The organism is Streptomyces sp. NPDC088157 (genome assembly GCF_044741545.1).
Taxonomy (GTDB): Bacteria; Actinomycetota; Actinomycetes; order Streptomycetales; family Streptomycetaceae; genus Streptomyces.
Map to the genome: position 1 here is coordinate 288,652 of NZ_JBIUSU010000006.1, position 15,323 is coordinate 303,974.

The 15,323-nt window shown below is 71.1% G+C and carries 14 protein-coding genes; 9 read left to right on the plus strand and 5 right to left on the minus strand.

Annotation, left to right across the window (positions count from 1 at the left end):
• Window positions 1-22: 22 nt before the first annotated feature.
• Genes ACIPFH_RS25265 through ACIPFH_RS25280 form a run of 4 tightly spaced genes read left to right on the plus strand, consistent with a single transcriptional unit; the run spans window position 23 to window position 4,289 of the window.
• On the plus strand, window positions 23-2,884 hold the full coding sequence (locus ACIPFH_RS25265; protein ID WP_401829659.1) for a nitrate- and nitrite sensing domain-containing protein: 2,862 nt from the start codon (window positions 23-25) through the stop codon (window positions 2,882-2,884).
• An 11-nt stretch (window positions 2,885-2,895) separates the two neighbouring features.
• Window positions 2,896-3,330 (plus strand): roadblock/LC7 domain-containing protein, encoded by a 435-nt coding sequence (locus tag ACIPFH_RS25270; RefSeq protein WP_356254420.1) that lies wholly within the window; start codon window positions 2,896-2,898, stop codon window positions 3,328-3,330.
• A 1-nt stretch (window position 3,331) separates the two neighbouring features.
• Window positions 3,332-3,688 carry a DUF742 domain-containing protein gene (locus ACIPFH_RS25275; protein WP_401829661.1) on the plus strand — a complete coding sequence of 119 codons (357 nt, stop codon included), beginning with the start codon at window positions 3,332-3,334 and terminating at the stop codon, window positions 3,686-3,688.
• Window positions 3,675-4,289, plus strand: a complete 615-nt coding sequence (locus ACIPFH_RS25280) for a GTP-binding protein (RefSeq protein ID WP_401829664.1) — start codon at window positions 3,675-3,677, stop codon at window positions 4,287-4,289. Before ACIPFH_RS25275 ends, ACIPFH_RS25280 begins: the two co-directional genes overlap by 14 nt.
• Before the next feature lie 13 nt (window positions 4,290-4,302).
• Here the strand turns inward: ACIPFH_RS25280 and ACIPFH_RS25285 are convergent, their stop codons facing one another.
• Window positions 4,303-4,719, minus strand: coding sequence for an ankyrin repeat domain-containing protein (locus ACIPFH_RS25285; RefSeq protein ID WP_401829666.1), 417 nt, complete (start codon window positions 4,717-4,719; stop codon window positions 4,303-4,305).
• Between the two features lie 257 nt (window positions 4,720-4,976).
• On the opposite strand from ACIPFH_RS25285, the gene ACIPFH_RS25290 reads away from it, so the two are divergent.
• On the plus strand, window positions 4,977-6,347 hold the full coding sequence (locus tag ACIPFH_RS25290) for a glycoside hydrolase family 43 protein (protein WP_401829669.1): 1,371 nt from the start codon (window positions 4,977-4,979) through the stop codon (window positions 6,345-6,347).
• A 205-nt stretch (window positions 6,348-6,552) separates the two neighbouring features.
• Here ACIPFH_RS25290 and ACIPFH_RS25295 read toward each other — a convergent pair whose 3' ends face one another.
• Window positions 6,553-7,512, minus strand: a complete 960-nt coding sequence (locus tag ACIPFH_RS25295) for an ABC transporter substrate-binding protein (RefSeq protein ID WP_401829670.1) — start codon at window positions 7,510-7,512, stop codon at window positions 6,553-6,555.
• 401 nt (window positions 7,513-7,913) lie between these two features.
• Between ACIPFH_RS25295 and ACIPFH_RS25300 the strand changes: the two genes are divergently transcribed.
• The 4 genes from ACIPFH_RS25300 to ACIPFH_RS25315 are packed head-to-tail and all read left to right on the plus strand — an operon-like array spanning window position 7,914 to window position 12,600.
• Entirely contained in the window at window positions 7,914-11,066 is a 3,153-nt protein-coding gene (locus ACIPFH_RS25300) for an ATP-binding protein (protein WP_401829672.1), read from the plus strand.
• Window positions 11,063-11,539, plus strand: coding sequence for a roadblock/LC7 domain-containing protein (locus ACIPFH_RS25305; protein WP_190147619.1), 477 nt, complete (start codon window positions 11,063-11,065; stop codon window positions 11,537-11,539). The genes ACIPFH_RS25300 and ACIPFH_RS25305 overlap by 4 nt, the downstream gene beginning before the upstream one ends.
• Before the next feature lie 31 nt (window positions 11,540-11,570).
• Entirely contained in the window at window positions 11,571-12,014 is a 444-nt protein-coding gene (locus tag ACIPFH_RS25310; protein WP_401829675.1) for a DUF742 domain-containing protein, read from the plus strand.
• Entirely contained in the window at window positions 12,001-12,600 is a 600-nt protein-coding gene (locus ACIPFH_RS25315) for an ATP/GTP-binding protein (protein ID WP_053742700.1), read from the plus strand. Before ACIPFH_RS25310 ends, ACIPFH_RS25315 begins: the two co-directional genes overlap by 14 nt.
• A gap of 118 nt (window positions 12,601-12,718) precedes the next feature.
• Here ACIPFH_RS25315 and ACIPFH_RS25320 read toward each other — a convergent pair whose 3' ends face one another.
• The 3 genes from ACIPFH_RS25320 to ACIPFH_RS25330 are packed head-to-tail and all read right to left on the minus strand — an operon-like array spanning window position 12,719 to window position 15,251.
• Complete coding sequence (locus tag ACIPFH_RS25320) at window positions 12,719-13,387, minus strand: ABC transporter permease (RefSeq protein ID WP_401829678.1); 669 nt, start codon at window positions 13,385-13,387, stop codon at window positions 12,719-12,721.
• Window positions 13,384-14,100, minus strand: coding sequence for an ABC transporter permease (locus tag ACIPFH_RS25325; RefSeq protein ID WP_401829680.1), 717 nt, complete (start codon window positions 14,098-14,100; stop codon window positions 13,384-13,386). The genes ACIPFH_RS25320 and ACIPFH_RS25325 overlap by 4 nt, the downstream gene beginning before the upstream one ends.
• A complete protein-coding gene (locus ACIPFH_RS25330) occupies window positions 14,097-15,251 on the minus strand; it encodes an ABC transporter ATP-binding protein (protein ID WP_401829683.1) in 1,155 nt (384 codons plus the stop codon). Before ACIPFH_RS25330 ends, ACIPFH_RS25325 begins: the two co-directional genes overlap by 4 nt.
• Window positions 15,252-15,323: the final 72 nt, after the last annotated feature.

The window sequence follows — 15,323 nt, forward strand, 5'->3', positions numbered from 1 at the left end:
CGCTGATCGCCCTAGGACGACTATGTCTCCACGGACAGGTGCCCGGCGCCGACGTCTCGGCTCCATACGTCTCTCCCTGATCCTGCTGGCGCTGGTGCCCAGCGTCACCCTCGCCGCCATGTGGGGTGTGACGACGACCCAGATGTTCACGGAAGGGCTGCGGCTGCGCGCGCAGACCGAACTGAGCCGTTCGACCGGTGCCATGGGCACCGAGGCGACGCTCACGCTCCAGCAGGAACGCAGCCTGTCGGCCGTGTGGCTGGCCTCGCGGCCCGCCGGTTCACGGGCCGCGCTGGAGGCACAGCGCGAGAGGACGGACGCGGCGGTCGCCAAGCTCGTCTCCCGGTCGGACGCCATCCAGCAGGCGCCCGCCCGGGTCAGGGACCGGCTGTACTCGGTCGTCGCCTCCGTGGGCAGCCTGGAGTACTACCGGGGCCAGGTGGACGACCCCACCGACATCACCCCCGCTCAGGCACTCGATCAGTACACCTCGATCATCGACGACCAGATCCACGCCTTCGAGGAGCTGTCCCAGGTCGACGACGGCGACCTCACCTCGCAGGCCGGCCCGCTCGTCGCCCTGGAGCACGCGGCCGAACTCGTCTCCGAGGAGGACCTGCAGCTCACGCTGGCCGGACCCGAGAAGCGGATGGACGAGAAGACCTGGGCCTCGTTCGGGCAGTTGGTGAACACCCGGCGCTGGCTCGTGCAGGACCAGATCGTCCCCTCGCTCACCGGCACGGCGAAGGCGCAGACCGAGAAGATCCTGACGAGCTACCAGTGGCAGATCCTGGAGTCCGTCGAGGACAAGGTGCTCGCGGCCCGGGCGAAACAGAGCGAGAACGGTGACGTCGCCCTGCCGGAGGTGCAGAAGGAGTGGCGGTCCGCCCTCATCGTGGTCTCCGACCAGTACTCGGGGCTGATCCGGCTGCAGACCACTGCCCTGCTGCAGCGCAGCGCGGACGAATCGCGTGAGCTGCTCATCACGGCCGCCTCGCTGAGCGCCGGCGGTCTCGTCGCCCTGCTGCTGTGCGTCGGCATGTCCTGGCGGATCACCCGTTCGTTGTCCCGGCGGCTGCACGGGCTGCGGATGGCCACGCTGAGCCTGGCGCAGGAAAGGCTCCCGGACGTCGTGGCCCGGCTGGACCGGGGCGAGACCGTCGACGTGGACTCGGCGACCCCTCCGCTGGACTACGGGGGCGACGAACTCGGCCAGGTGGCGGAGGCGTTCAACGCGGCCCAGCGCACCGCCGTGCACACCGCGGTCGAACTCGCCGACACCCGGCGCGGATTCCAGAAGGTCATCCTGGGCATCGCCCGGCAGAGCCAGAACCTGGTCAACCTCCAGCTCAGCAAGCTCGACGCACTGGAGCGGCGGCACCAGGACCCGGACGTCCTCAACGGGCTGTACGAACTGGACTCCACGGCGAGCCAGTTGCGCCGCTACGAGGAGAATCTCGTCATCATCAGCGGCGGCCGGCCGGGACGCAGCTGGACGGAGCCGGTGGCGCTGGTCGACATCCTGCGCAGTGCCGTCGGGGAGGTAGCCGAGTACCGGCGGGCCGAGGTGCACACCGAGGAGGACGTCTGCATCGCGCCGCCCGCGGTGGCGGACCTGATCCACCTGCTCGCCGAGCTCATCGACAACGCGACGTCCTACTCGCCGGCGCCCAGCCCGGTCGGGGTGCGGGCCGCGCTGGTGGCCAGGGGCCTGGCGATCGAGGTCGAGGACCGGGGCCTCGGCATGTCCGAGGAGGACTACGCCTCGTTCAACGCGCAGTTGGCGGTCCCTCCCCAGTTCGACGTGGTGGCGCTCGCCGACGATCTGCGGCTCGGCATGTTCGTGATCGCCCGGCTCGCGACCCGGCACGGCATCGCCGTCACCCTGCGCTCGTCGCCGTACGGCGGGACCACGGCGATCGTGCTGGTCCCGCACGACGTGGTGGTCCGCGAGGCCCCCGGCCCGGCGACCCCGGCGACGGGTGTCTCCGCCGAGCCTACGACCGCCGGTTCCCTCAAAGCAGACCTCCCTTCGCGCGAGCGGGACACGGCAGGCACGCCGGGCACGGCAGGCACGGCAGGCACGGCAGGCACGGCAGGGGAAGCGTCCGACGCGGGGCGGGAGAGCTCCGGTGGTTCCCGTAGGTCCCGGGCCACCCCGGCCCCGGCCCCGGCCCGCGACGCGTCGTCCTCGTCCTCGTCCTCCAGAGGGTGGGACCCGGCGCTCAGCCGGCCGGGCTCGGTGGGCAACGCGTCCGACCCGACCGACTCGCCCTCCGCGACGGGGGATGCGCCCTCGCCGGGCAGGTCGTCGATCCCGACAGGCAATGCGCCGCTCCCGGCACGCAGGTCCGCCACCCCGGCGACCTCCGCGAAGCCTGCGACCGGCGCCGCACACACCTCTTCGGCGGCGGCGGTCGACGAGCCGCCCTCCGCGGACGCCTCGTCGACCGTCGCGCCCTCCGCGACGGGCGTGACGGCCGCGACCGGTGCGTCCCTCCCCGGCTCCACGGCGCCGGACGCCTCGCCCGACGGTGACGCCCGGACGGGACGGGCGGCGACTTTCACCGCCCGGCCCCCGGGGGCGGCCGCTCGACCCGAAGGTCTCGCCCGGTTGCCGCGGAGGGTCCCGCAGACCAGTCTCGCCACCGAGTTGCGCGAGGAGGCCGGTGCCGCCGAGGCGGACGGTTTCCCGGACGACTTCACCGCGGAGCGCGCCGCCTCTTCCCTGGCCGGCTTCCAGCGCGGCACGCTGCGAGCACACGCCGACGCCGACGGGCCGCTCGCCGACCCGCGACAGACATCCGCCGAGGAGGTTCCCGGCCCGCCGGTGACCACCGCGGGCGCCTCCCGGACCCCGACACCCCCCGCCGACCGCTCATGAAGGAATTCGCCATGACACGCTCCGTCCCCGGCACGAACACCCAGCTCGACCAGCTGCTCACCGGCCTCGTGGACCGGGTCGCCGACGTCAACCAGGCCGTCGTCCTCTCCGAGGACGGCCTGGTGGTGAGCAAGTCCACCGGATTCCTGCGTGAGGACGCCGAACGGCTGGCGGCGACCGCGTCCGGCCTGATGAGCCTCAGCAAGGGCGTCAGCATGGACTTCCGCGGCGGCCCGGTGCGCCAGGCTCTCATCGAGATGGCCAACAGCTTCCTCATCCTCACCTCGGCCGGCCCGGGCGCCCATCTCGTCGTGCTGGCGGGCAAGAACGCTGACGTGGGCGTGGTGGCGTACCAGATGAACATGCTGGTGAAGAAGATCGGCGAGCACCTCAGCGCGGCGCCGCGGGCCCATGTCGGTCCCGCCGTCGGCACCAACGGCGGGTGAGGTGAGCGGAGGCGACGAAGCGGGCCGACTCGTCAGGCCGTTCACCCTCACCGGTGGCCGGACCCGGCCCAGCCGTGCCGACTTCACGCTCATCACGACAGTGACCGCCGTCGACCCGCCGCCGGAGCGGGCCACCCGGCCGCAGCCGGAGCACGCCCGGATCCTGCGGCTGTGCGCCCGGCCGCTCGCCGTGGCCGAGCTCGCGGCCCGTCTCGACCTGCCGGTGAGCGTGGTCGTCATCATGCTCTGCGATCTGCTGGAGGCGGGCCTGATCACGGCCCGGCCGCCCCGTCCCGTCGCCGGCACCCCGGATCTCGATCTGCTGGAGAAAGTGAGGGACGGCCTTGGCCGGATCTGATCCCACCGCTCCCACCGCCCTCAGCACCGCGCCGACGGCTCCCGACACGGTGAAGATCCTCATCGCCGGCGGCTTCGGCGTCGGCAAGACCACGATGGTCGGGGCGGTCAGCGAGATCACGCCGCTGCGCACCGAGGAGCCGCTGACCGTCGCCGGGCTGGACGTGGACGACCTGAAGGGCATCGAGGAGAAGCGGTCCACCACCGTCGCCCTCGACTTCGGGCGCATCACCATCGGCGACGACCTGGTGCTGTACCTCTTCGGCACGCCGGGCCAGCAGCGGTTCTGGTTCATGTGGAACGACCTGGCGATCGGCGCCCTGGGGGCGGTGGTGCTCCTCGACGTACGACGGCCGGAGTGCAGCTTCGCGGCGATCGACTTCTTCGAGCGCCGGGGCATCCCCTTCGTGGTCGCGGTGAACGGCTTCGACGGGTTGCACCCGTATCCGACGGACGAGATCAAGGAGTCGCTGGCGTTGCCCGCGCATGTTCCGGTGCTGCTGTGCGACGCGCGCGAGCGGAAGTCGTGCCGGGACGTGCTGATCGCTCTGATCGACCGGCTGATCGAAGACGTGGAACTCCGGTCGGGCCCGTTCCGCTGAGGCCCCGACCCGGTCAGCGCGCTCCCGCCGCCCGCAGTACGGCGACCGTGTCCGGGTGCGGTCCCGCGGCCGCCCACTCGAGCGGCGTCAGCCCGGTGCCGTGGTCTTCGCGAAGGCCGGGGTCGGCGCCGTGGGCGAGGAGGACGCGGACCGTGTCGGTGTGACCCCAACAGGCGGCCGCGCACAGGGGCGTTCCCTCGGCTCCGGGGCCCGCGCTCTCGGCATCGGGCGGCGCACCGGCCGCCAGCAGTCTGCGCGCGGTGTCGGCGGCTCCCTGGACGCAGGCGGCGTACAACGGTGTCGTCCCGTCGGCGTCGGCGGCAGCCGGGTCGGCGCCGGCTCTGAGCAGCAGGTCCACCCGAGGGCCTTCCTCGGACATCGCCGCCGACATCAGGCGCTTCGTCAGTTTCTTCTGCCGTCTCCTGTTCACGGTCGCCGAGACTAGCCCGGCCCGTTGACGAGATCGCTCGAATTTCCACGGGCCTCGCACAGGGACGAGGCGGGAAACCGCCAAGCGTGTCCCAGTGATTGACCTGTTCCCCCCACGCCCCTACCTTCTGACCGATTCACCGAACCGAGTTCGATATTTCGAACTTTCGATCGGCGTCAAAGGTCAATACCGGTCGGTATCAAAGGGCACCCCGCACCCCTTGGAGCGCGGGCACCCCGCACCCCCCTGGAGCGCACATGACCCCCAACCCGTCCCGCCGTCTCTTCCTGGGCGCGGCCGCCTCCGTCCCCCTGGCTCTCACCCTCGGCGTCCCCTCCGCCCAGGCGGCCGACTCCGCGTACGTGATGAGCTACTTCACCGAAACGACCAGCCTCGGCGCCGGCTCCGACTACGGCCTCCACCTCGCCGTCAGCACGGACGGGTTGCAGTGGATGCCGCTGAACCAGAACAACCCCGTGGTCACCCCGACCGAGGGGGCGCTCGGGCTTCGCGACCCGTTCATCCTGCGCAAGCAGGACGGCACCTTCGTGGTGCTCGCCACCGACCTCAAGGGCACCGACTGGAGTTACGTCAGCCAGTACGTGCATGTGTGGAACTCGGCCGACCTGCGCACCTTCACCGGCTACCACCGGCTGAAGCTGCACGACATGAACACCCACTGCTGGGCGCCGGAGGCGTTCTGGGACGCGGGGCGAGGACAGTACGCGCTCATCTACTCCGCCGTGAACTCCAGCGGGCACAACGTGATCATGGTCAACTACACGACCGACTTCGTCACCGCCTCGGCGCCCCAGGTGTTCTTCGACCCGGGCTACGACGTGATCGACGGCGACATGGCCGTGGGTGTGAACGGCGTCAACTACCTCTACTTCAAGAAGGACCAGACGCTGGTGGGCGCGCGGTCCGGTTCACTCGACCCCGGCAGCTTCACGGCCTTCAACACGGGAGTCGCACACGGCGGCACGGAGGCCCCGACCCTCGTCAAGTCCCTCACCTCCGGCACCTGGTGGCTCTGGGGGGACACCTACACACCCAACGGCGTCTTCTACGCCTGGCAGTCCACGGACCTGTCGTCCGGCACCTGGACCGCGCTCGACCAGAAGACGTACACCCAGCCGGTGAACTCCAAGCACTGCGGCATCACGCCGATCACCGGCACCCAGTACAGCAACCTGGTCGCCAAGTGGGGCGCACCCGCCTGGAACCGGCTCAAGTCCTACAACTACCCCGACCGCTACGTCCGCCACGCCAACTACGTCGGCCGCATCGACACGTACCCCTTCGACCTGTACACCGACTCGGAGTGGAAGCTCGTCCCCGGCCTGGCCGACAGCGCCGGAGTCTCCTTCCAGTCGGTGAACTACCCGACCCGGTACCTGCGGCACTACAACTACCAGCTCCAACTCGACGTCAACGACGGCACATCGACGTTCGCCGGGGACGCGACCTTCTACCGCACGGCGGGCCTGGCGGACTCGACGTGGTCGTCGTTCCGCTCGTACAACAACCCGACGCGCTACATCCGGCACGCGAACTACGTACTGCGCATCGACCCGGTCTCGACGACCACCGAGAAGCAGGACGCGACGTTCCACGTGGGTTACTGAGCACCGGACCCGTCACTCAGGAGCGGGCGGCCCGCCGGACCCCGGGGGCCACAGCCGGTACGGCCTCACCGTCGACGAGCGCGATCAGCCCGCCGACGGTGAGGGTGGTTCCGTTCAGGACGGCCCGGGTTTCCCCATGGTGCGGGGAGACCCGGGCCGGTCCGTCCGCTGTCGTGTCCGACGGTTCGAGGGGTCCGGCGGAACGTCAGCCCAGCCCGGCCGACTTCAGCCAGGCCTTGGCGACGTCCAGCGGGTCCTTGCTCTCCAGCTGCACCTGGGAGTCCAGGTCGAGCAGGGTCTTCGTGTCGAGCTTGGCGGAGACCGCGTTGAGCGCGTCGATGCCCTCCTGGGAGAGTCCGCTCTTGTAGACCAGCGGGGTCACGTTCGCGAATCCGAAGAGGTTCTTCGGGTCCTGGAGGACGACGAACTTCTCCTTGGTGATGGTCGGGTCCGTGGTGAAGATGTCCGCCGCCTGCACGGTGTTCTTCTTCAGCGCGGCCTGGGTCAGCGGGCCGCCCGCGTCGAGGGCCTTGAAGGACTTGAACTTCAGCCCGTACTCCGACTCCAGACCGAGGATGCCCTGCTGGCGGGTCTGGAACTCGGGCGATCCGCCGAGGACCAGCTCCGGCGCGACGGCCTTGAGGTCGGCGAGCGTGGACGTCGCGGTGAGGTTGTACTTCTTCGCGGTCGCCGCGTTGACCGTGACGGAGTCCTTGTCCTCGGCCGGCGACGACTCCAGCAGCGTCAGCTTGGAGTCCAGCTTGGCCTTCGCAGCGGCGTTCACGGTCGCGAGCGAGGTCTGCTCGGCCTTCGCGTCCAGGTAGGCCAGCAGCGAGCCGTTGTACTCCGGCAGAACGGTGATGGAACCGTTCTTGAGCAGGCCGTACGTGGTCTCACGGCTGCCGATGTTGGGCTTGTAGGACACCTTGACGCCCTTGGCCTTCAGGGCCTCGCCGTAGATGTCGGCGAGCAGGATGCTTTCGGCGAAGTTGTTGGAGCCGACGACCACGGTGTCACCGGCCGCCTTGTCGCCGGCGAGCGGGTCGGAGGTGTCGTCGGACGAGGAGGAACATCCCGCCAGCAGGATTGTCACCGCCGCGAGGGCGACGGCCGCCGCACCTGGGTGGTTCCTGAGGGACCTGCTGCTGTGGGCGTTGGTAGTCACGGTTCCCGTTCCGGGCTGGGGGGTTGATGAGAAATCAAACACTCTGGCCTGATCCAATCCAGCCGCTTCTCGATCAGTCAAGAGGAGCCGGGTTACCGATTGGCTTCGATCCGTGATCACTTGTGTACGGATCGAAGATCACCTGTGTACTCCCCGGGAGGCCCCCAAGAGGCCCCTGCACACCCCTTCGTAATGGATTCTTGACGTAGGGCGACGCGCTCGACCGTTCGAAGAGGGGATAGTCTCGCCGGAGTTGGCGTCCGCCACAGCAGTCGGCGGAGGCCACAGCGGTGTGCGGGGGCCGCTTCCATATCATTCACATTCGGACACGTGTGTGCAGAAAGTCGGCATGCATGCGAACCCCCCTTGCACGCCTGCAACACCTTCTTGAAGGAGGCCCGGTGTCCACGAAAGAGGTGGACGCGTCCGCCCGGCCGGCATCCTCGGCACCGACGTCCACGCGACGGGGCCTGCGGGGCTTCGCCGACCGATGGCCCTTCCAGCGCAAACTGAACGTACTCGTCGGTATCCCGCTGACGGTGATCGCGCTGCTGCTGACGTACCTCATCGTCGACCTGGTGCAGGAGTCCAACCGCGCGGAGGACGCCGCACAACTGGTCCGCGACAGCGCCCAGGTCGCCCAGCTGGTCGCCCAACTGCAGGACGAGCACCAGCAGGCCATCCTGCTCTCCGTGCGGCACGAGGCGTCCTTCGACGGCGGCACCCCCTCCACCGACGGCTACCGGCAGGCGCAGGCCGCCGTGGACGCGCAGGTGCGGAAGGTGGTCGACACCTTCGGCGGCCGCCTGCCGGACACCGAGGTGCAGGCCCTCAAGGAGGTCCAGGGCCTGGCCGGCCTGCGGGCCACCATCGAGCAGGGCTATCTGCCCGCCGACAACATCGACCCGGCGTACTCCGGCGCGGCCGACGGCCTGATCGACGGCCTGGGCCTGGACCGCAACGCCGACCTCGCGACCACCTTCACCGGAAACCTCCTCGACTCGCTGCTGCGCGCCGACGCGGCGCACGGTGCCTTCGAGACCGGCGTGTTCTCCGCGCGGACCGGCGACAGCAACGCCCTCATCGAGTTCACCGGCTCCGTCGGCTCGTACCAGCTGTTCACCTACCAGGCCGAGCGGTTCGGCCGGTTCGCCAGTGAGACGCAGGCCGAGGAGTTCGGCGGCATCGAGCACAACTCCGCGCAGGCGGCGATCGGCCAGCACTACGCCGAACTGGCCGTGGATCCCAGCGCGTTGCAGGCCGAGTCCAAGGCCGACATCCGTGCGGCGTTCCGTACGGCCATCGCCTCCTACCCCGACTACAGCACGCAGGCCGAGACCCGGCTGAAGATCACCGCGTCGCTCATCGACCAGATCGCCGACCGGGCCGACGACACCGCCTCCAGCGCCCAGTGGCGCGCGGGCCTGCTGCTGAGCCTGGCACTGCTCTGCTTCGCCCTGTGGATCGCCTTCTCCATCCTGGTCCGACGCTCCGTGGTCCGCCCGGTGCTGGCGCTGACGGGGGCCGCCCAGGAGGTCGCCGACGTGGCGGGCCGCGAGCTCGCCCGCGTCGCCGACGACGACGCCGAGGAGTCCGGCTCCCCGCGGCTGCGTGAGCTGCCGGTCACCGCCGACGACGAGATCGGTGAACTCGCCGAGGCCTTCAACAACGTGCAGACCACCGCGGCCGCGCTGCTGGAGCGCCAGGTGCTCAGCCGGCGCAACGTCGCCGAGATGTTCGGCAACGTCGGTCGTCGCGTCAGCAACCTGACCACCCGCCAGCTCGCGCTGATCGACGCGGTGGAGCGCGGCGAGACCGACCCGGCGCTGCTCGAACGCCTCTACTCCATCGACCACATCGCGGTCCGGCTGCGTCGCAACGCCGACAGCCTGATGCTGCTCGCCGGCATCCGCGAGACCGTCCTGGACGCCGGGCCGACCGCGCTCACCAACGTCGTACGCGCCGCGCTGGGCCAGATCGAGGGCTTCCAGCGGGTACGCCTGCGCGCCGCGACCGAGGCCATGGTGGAGCCCGACATCATCGGCGACCTGACGCTGATGATCGCCGAACTCCTCGAGAACGCCGTGTCGTTCTCGCCCGAGGGCAGCCCCGTCGAGGTGGTCGTCGGCTCCGACCACGACGGCGCGTCGATCACCGTCTCCGACCACGGCCTCGGCATGAGCGCCGAGCGCCTCGCCGAGGAGAACTCCCGCCTCGTCCGCCGCGAACGCCTCGATGTCGTCCCGACGAAGGTCCTCGGCCTGTTCGTGGTCGGTGCGCTGGCGCGCCGCTGGGACGTCGACGTCACGCTGTCCCGCACCCCGGGCGGCGGTGTGACGGCCGAGGTGCTGATCCCGTCGACGCTGCTCCTGACGATGAGCGGGCTGGAGCCCGCGGGCCGGCTCGGCTCCACCGACGCCTCCTCCCCCGCCGCGCTCGCCGCCCCGTCGGCCCCCGCGGCCGGCCCCTCCCCGTCGTCCTCGATCCCGTCGACGGTGCCGTCCTGGGCCACGAAGGAGGACGAGGCGACCGCACTTCCCCGCCGCGTCCCCCGCCGCGACCCGTCTCCCGGCGAACAGGAGACCGAGGCCCCGCTGCCTTCGGCGACCGACGTCGAGGACCCGACGCGCGAGACCGCCACGGTCGTCACAGCCACCTCCGACGACTCCGACGCGGCCGGTGTCCTGGCCCGTACGGCGAAGTCCGCGTCTCTCGGACTCCCCGCCCGGCCCGGAGCCGCGGCCACCGTCGGGGCCGAGCCCGGGAGTCCCGCTCCGCTGCCGGCCTCCGCGGCCCGTGCCGACCTGCCCGAGCCCGGGGCCACGGCCGAGCCCGCCTCCCGGGTCCGCCCGGACGGGGTCGGGATCCCGTCCCCCCGCACCTCCGAGCCGACGCTCCACACCCGCGCCGCGGACGAGCCCGGGACGCACGCCCGGACGGCGGAGGCCATCGCCCCCGCCGCTGCGGCGGAGCCGTCGCCCTCGCACCCGGCCGGGTCCCGGCCCGCCGCCCGTGCGACGGAACCGGCGCCGTACACCCACCCGGCCGGCTCCGGAAACGGTACGGCGGGCGGCCCCGTGGACCCGGTCCGCGGGACGGAGCGGGGCGGTGCCGACCACGGCGCCGAACCGCCCTCGGCCGGCGGCGCCGCCGGCCCCGACCCGTTCGCCGTCGGTCCCGACGGTTCCCGTCCGCTTCGTCGACGGGTGCGCGGGGCGACGCTCCGGACGACCGCCGACGCCGCCGCGCAGCAGGCCGCCCGCCGGCCCGCCCGCCCCGCCGACGCGGACGCCGTGCGCGACTCGCTGGAGGAGTTCGAGGCGGCCGTGGCCCGCGCGCACCGCGACACCGGCGAACACCCTCGCCCCACCGAAGACCCGGTCGACCGCCGGAACGACCGCCGGCCCGACCGCCGTCCCGACGTTTCGTCCGACCGGACCGACCGGACAGAGTCGTCCGACCGGTCCGGCCCGACGGAGCCGATCACCGACCCGATCAGCGTCCGGGACACCCCGCACCACCAGAACCACCTTCCGGAAGGAGCCGAGCAGTGAGCACGTCGACAGGTGAGACTCCCGCCGGAGACGCCAGGCCGACCGACCTGCGGGCCGCCGCAGCCGATTTCACCTGGCTGCTCAACCGTTTCGCCACCGAGACCGCAGGGGTCGTGGACGCCATCGCGGTGTCCTCCGACGGACTGCTGATCGCCGTGTCGGAGCTGCGCGAGCACGCCGACTCCGAACGGCTGGCCGCGATCGTCTCGGGCATCACCAGCCTGGCCGCGGGCGCCTCCGGCAACTACGGCCTGGGCGGCCTGAACAAGGTCATCATCGACCTGGAGGGCGGCCACGTCCTGGTCTCCGCGATCGGCAGCGGCGCCGTGCTCGGCGTCGTCACCGACAAGGAGGCGAAGTTGGGCAACATCGCCTACGAGATGACGGTGTTCGCCAACCGCGCCGGCACCGCGCTCAGCCCGCAGCTCGTCCTGGAACTGAAGAACAGCGTCGGCGCCACGCGTACGCGCTGAGCGCGTGCCACCGTAGAGAGAGCGAACACCGATGGCGGACGGCCGCACACCGCGCGAGCCCGGCGAGGACGGCGTCGCACCCGTCGGCCCCGCACCCGCCGTCCGGCCCTTCCTGGTCACCGCCGGCCGGGTCGCGGGCGGCGCGGGCGAGGCGTCGTCCGGCCGGACGATGCCCGTGGAGACACAGTTGGTGGCCACCACCGGCGGGCTCGGCGCGCTCGACCGGCTCTCCTTCGAACAGCACGACATCGTCGCCGCCTGCCGCGTCCCGCAGTCCATCGCGGAGATCGCGGCCAGGCTGCGGCTGCACCTGAACGTGGTGCGGGTCCTCGCCGAGGACCTTCGGACGGCGGGGCAGCTGTCGGTGCACGTGCCCGACTCCGGCGTCACCCACGACGCATCCGTTCTGCGCAGGGTTATCGATGGCCTGCGGGCCATCCCCGACTCCCGGGGGGTACTCCGTGACACCGACTGAACCGCTGGTCCGCACCTCGGCCGGGCAGGCCGCCGTACGGCCGCCGTTGCCGGTGAAGCTGGTGATCGCGGGTGGCTTCGGCGTGGGCAAGACCACCGCCGTCGGCTCGATCTCCGAGATCGAGCCGCTGACCACCGAGGCGGCCATCACCGAGGTCGCGGCGGGCGTGGACGACCTCAGCCACACCCCGCGCAAGACCACCACCACGGTCGCGATGGACTTCGGCTGCATCACCATCGACCCGACGCTGAAGCTGTACCTGTTCGGCACGCCCGGCCAGGAGCGGTTCGGGTTCATGTGGGACGACATCGTGGAGGGCGCGGTCGGCGGGCTGGTCATCGTGGACACCCGCCGTCTCGACGACTGTTACGCCGCCGTCGACTACTTCGAGCACAAGCAGATCCCGTTCGCCGTCGCCGTGAACGCCTTCGACGGCCAGACCGCGCACACGCTGGACGAGGTGCGCTGGGCCCTCGACGTGTCCGAGGGCGTTCCGCTGCTCGTCTTCGACGCCCGCGAGCGCGGCTCGGTTCGCGACGCCCTGCTCGTCGTACTGGAACAGGCGCTGGCCCGCTCGGGCGGCTGACCCGGCGGCAAACGACCACGGTGCGGGGGGACTCGCCTTCCCTGCGCACCGTGGTCGTTGTTGCCGTCGCCCGTCGTGGGCCACCGCGACGGCGCCCCGAAACCGGCCGCGCCCGGAGCTAGTTGCTCCTGCGCACTCCCGGCGAGACCGCCACCTTCGACGCCGCCCAGAACACCGCGAGCGTCGCGAGCGCCATGCCGGCGACCAGGGTGGCGCCGCCCACCACCTTCTCGTAGTCGTGCTGGTAGAGACCGTCGACGATGTAGCGGCCGAGGCCACCCAGGCTGACGTACGCGGCGATGGTGGCCGTGGAGACGATCTGGATGGCCGCCGAGCGCAGACCGCCGAAGATCAGCGGGAGCGCGACGGGCAGTTCGACGCGCAGCAGGATGTCGGACTCGCGCATGCCCATGCCCCGCGCCGCGTCGACGGGGGGCGGGTCCACGGAGCGCATCGCCTCGTAGGTGGTGACCAGGATCGGCGGGACGGCGAGGACGACCAGCGGGATCATCACGGGCAGCATGCCGAACCCGAGCACGAGGGTCGTCACCACCAGCAGACCGAAGGTGGGCAGTGCGCGCCCGGCGGTGGCCACCAGGGAGAGGACGTTGCCGCCCCGGCCGTAGTGACCGGTGACCAGACCGATCGGCAGTCCGATCGCGGCGGCGATGGCGAGCGCCTCCAGGGAGTACTGGACGTGCTCCCACAGCCGGGTGGGAATGCCGTCGTAGCCGTGCCAGTGCGCGCTGTCGCCGAAGAAGGCGTGGATGAAATTGATGACGTTCACCGGGCTGCGTCCTCCAGGGCGGGCACGGCCCTGTCGGGACCGGCCCCGGCGGGCTTGGACTTCGCGCCCCGCGCGGCGCTCGGCATCCAGGGAGTGAGCAGGATGCGTACGACGACCAGCAGGGCGTCCGCGAGCACCGCCAGAGCGGCACTGGTGATCACGGAGTTCCAGGCGAGTTCCGGCCGGTTGTAGATCTGCGCGTCGTGGAGCAGGTTGCCGAGCGCGCCCTGGTTGCCGATCAGCATGCCGACGCTGACGAGGCTGATGCTGGACACGGTGGCCACCCGCAGACCGGCGATGATGGCGGGCACCGCGATAGGCAACTGGACCTGGATGTAACGGCGTACGGGGCCGAAGCCCATGGCGGTCGCGGCGGCGAGGGTCTCCTGCGGGACCGAGCGGACGCCGTCGACGATCGCCGGGACGAGCACGACCAGGCTGTAGACGGTGAGCGGGATCATCACCGTCAGTTCGGTCTGCCCGGTGTAGTCGATGAGCACGACGAAGAAGGCCAGGGACGGGATGGCGTAGAGCACGGTCGTCACCCACAGCACGGGCGGGTACAGCCAGCGCAGCCGCACGCACAACTGGGCCAGCGGAAGCGCCAGCAGCAGCCCGCCCAGCACCGGCAGCAGGGCCTCGCGCAGATGGAGCCCGATGAGGCCGAACCAGTCGTGCTGGAGGTCGCTGGGAATGTCGAAGAAGCGGTTCACCGGGTGGCCTTCTGGAAGCTCGCCCCGGTGGGAGGCGTCCCCTCACGGCCTGCCGCGTGGGCGCCGCGGATGGCCTCGCCGATGGCCGCCTGCGAGACGACCCCGGCGGCCCGGCCTTCGGCGTCCACGGCGACCGCCCAGCCGGTGGGCGACAGGACGGCACAGTCGAGCGCGGCGCGTAGCGAGTCCCGCCCGGCGACGAACGGCCGCCCGTAGGGCAGCAGTCGGCCGGGGTCGACCTGTCCGGCCGTCAGCGCCTCGGGCTCGCTCCAGCCGAGCGGACGGCCGTCCAGACCGGTGACGAGGAGGTAGGGGGCCTCCGTCGCGCCGCGTGCGTCGATCTGCTCGGCGGTGGCGTCGATCGCGACGATCGGGGTGGTGAGCAGTTCCAGGCCGCCGGAGGAGAAGAACGACAGCCGCCGGATGCCCCGGTCGGCGCCGAGGAAGTCCTCGACGAAGGCGTCGGCGGGGTCGGACAGCAGTTCGGCGGGTGGCGCGAACTGGGCGAGCCGGCCGCCGGTGCGCAGCACGGCGACCATCGTGCCGAGCTTCACGGCCTCGTCGATGTCATGCGTGACGAAGACGATGGTCTTGCCCAACTCGTCCTGGATACGCAGGAGTTCGTCCTGAAGCCCCTTGCGGACGACGGGGTCGACGGCGGAGAACGGCTCGTCCATCAGCAGCACCGGCGGATCGGCGGCGAGGGCGCGTGCCACGCCGACGCGCTGCTGCTGCCCACCGGAGAGCTGATAGGGGTACCGCTTGGCGAACGAGGCGTCGAGCCCCACCCGCTCCATCAGTTCCCGCGCCCTCGCGCGGGCCTTGTCCTTGCTCCAGCCGAGCATCCGGGGCACGGTGGCGATGTTGTCCACGATCGTCCGGTGCTGGAAGAGTCCGGCGTTCTGGATGACGTAACCCATGGACCGGCGCAGGGTGTTCACCGGCTGCTGACGGCTGTCGACGCCGTCGATGAGGATCGTGCCCTCGCTGGGCTCGACCATCCGGTTGATCATCCGCAGGGTGGTCGTCTTGCCGCAGCCCGAGGGGCCGACGAGGACGGTGATCGAGCGGTCCGGTATGTCGAGGGAGAGCCGGTCGACTGCCACCGTGCCGTCCGGGTATCGCTTGGTGACTGCATCTATCCGTATCAAAACGCCGAATACCCTTCGGGTCTGGCTGTTTCCGCCCACTCTCGACCAGACGAGTTTCGGGCCGTTGCGGGG

Bases quoted from the DNA above. Each gene is read 5' to 3' on its own strand.
- ACIPFH_RS25265 (WP_401829659.1), top strand. From the start codon at position 23: ATGTCTCCACGGACAGGTGCCCGGCGCCGACGTCTCGGCTCCATACGT.
- ACIPFH_RS25270 (WP_356254420.1), top strand. From the start codon at position 2,896: ATGACACGCTCCGTCCCCGGCACGAACACCCAGCTCGACCAGCTGCTC.
- ACIPFH_RS25290 (WP_401829669.1), top strand. From the start codon at position 4,977: ATGACCCCCAACCCGTCCCGCCGTCTCTTCCTGGGCGCGGCCGCCTCC.
- ACIPFH_RS25310 (WP_401829675.1), top strand. From the start codon at position 11,571: ATGGCGGACGGCCGCACACCGCGCGAGCCCGGCGAGGACGGCGTCGCA.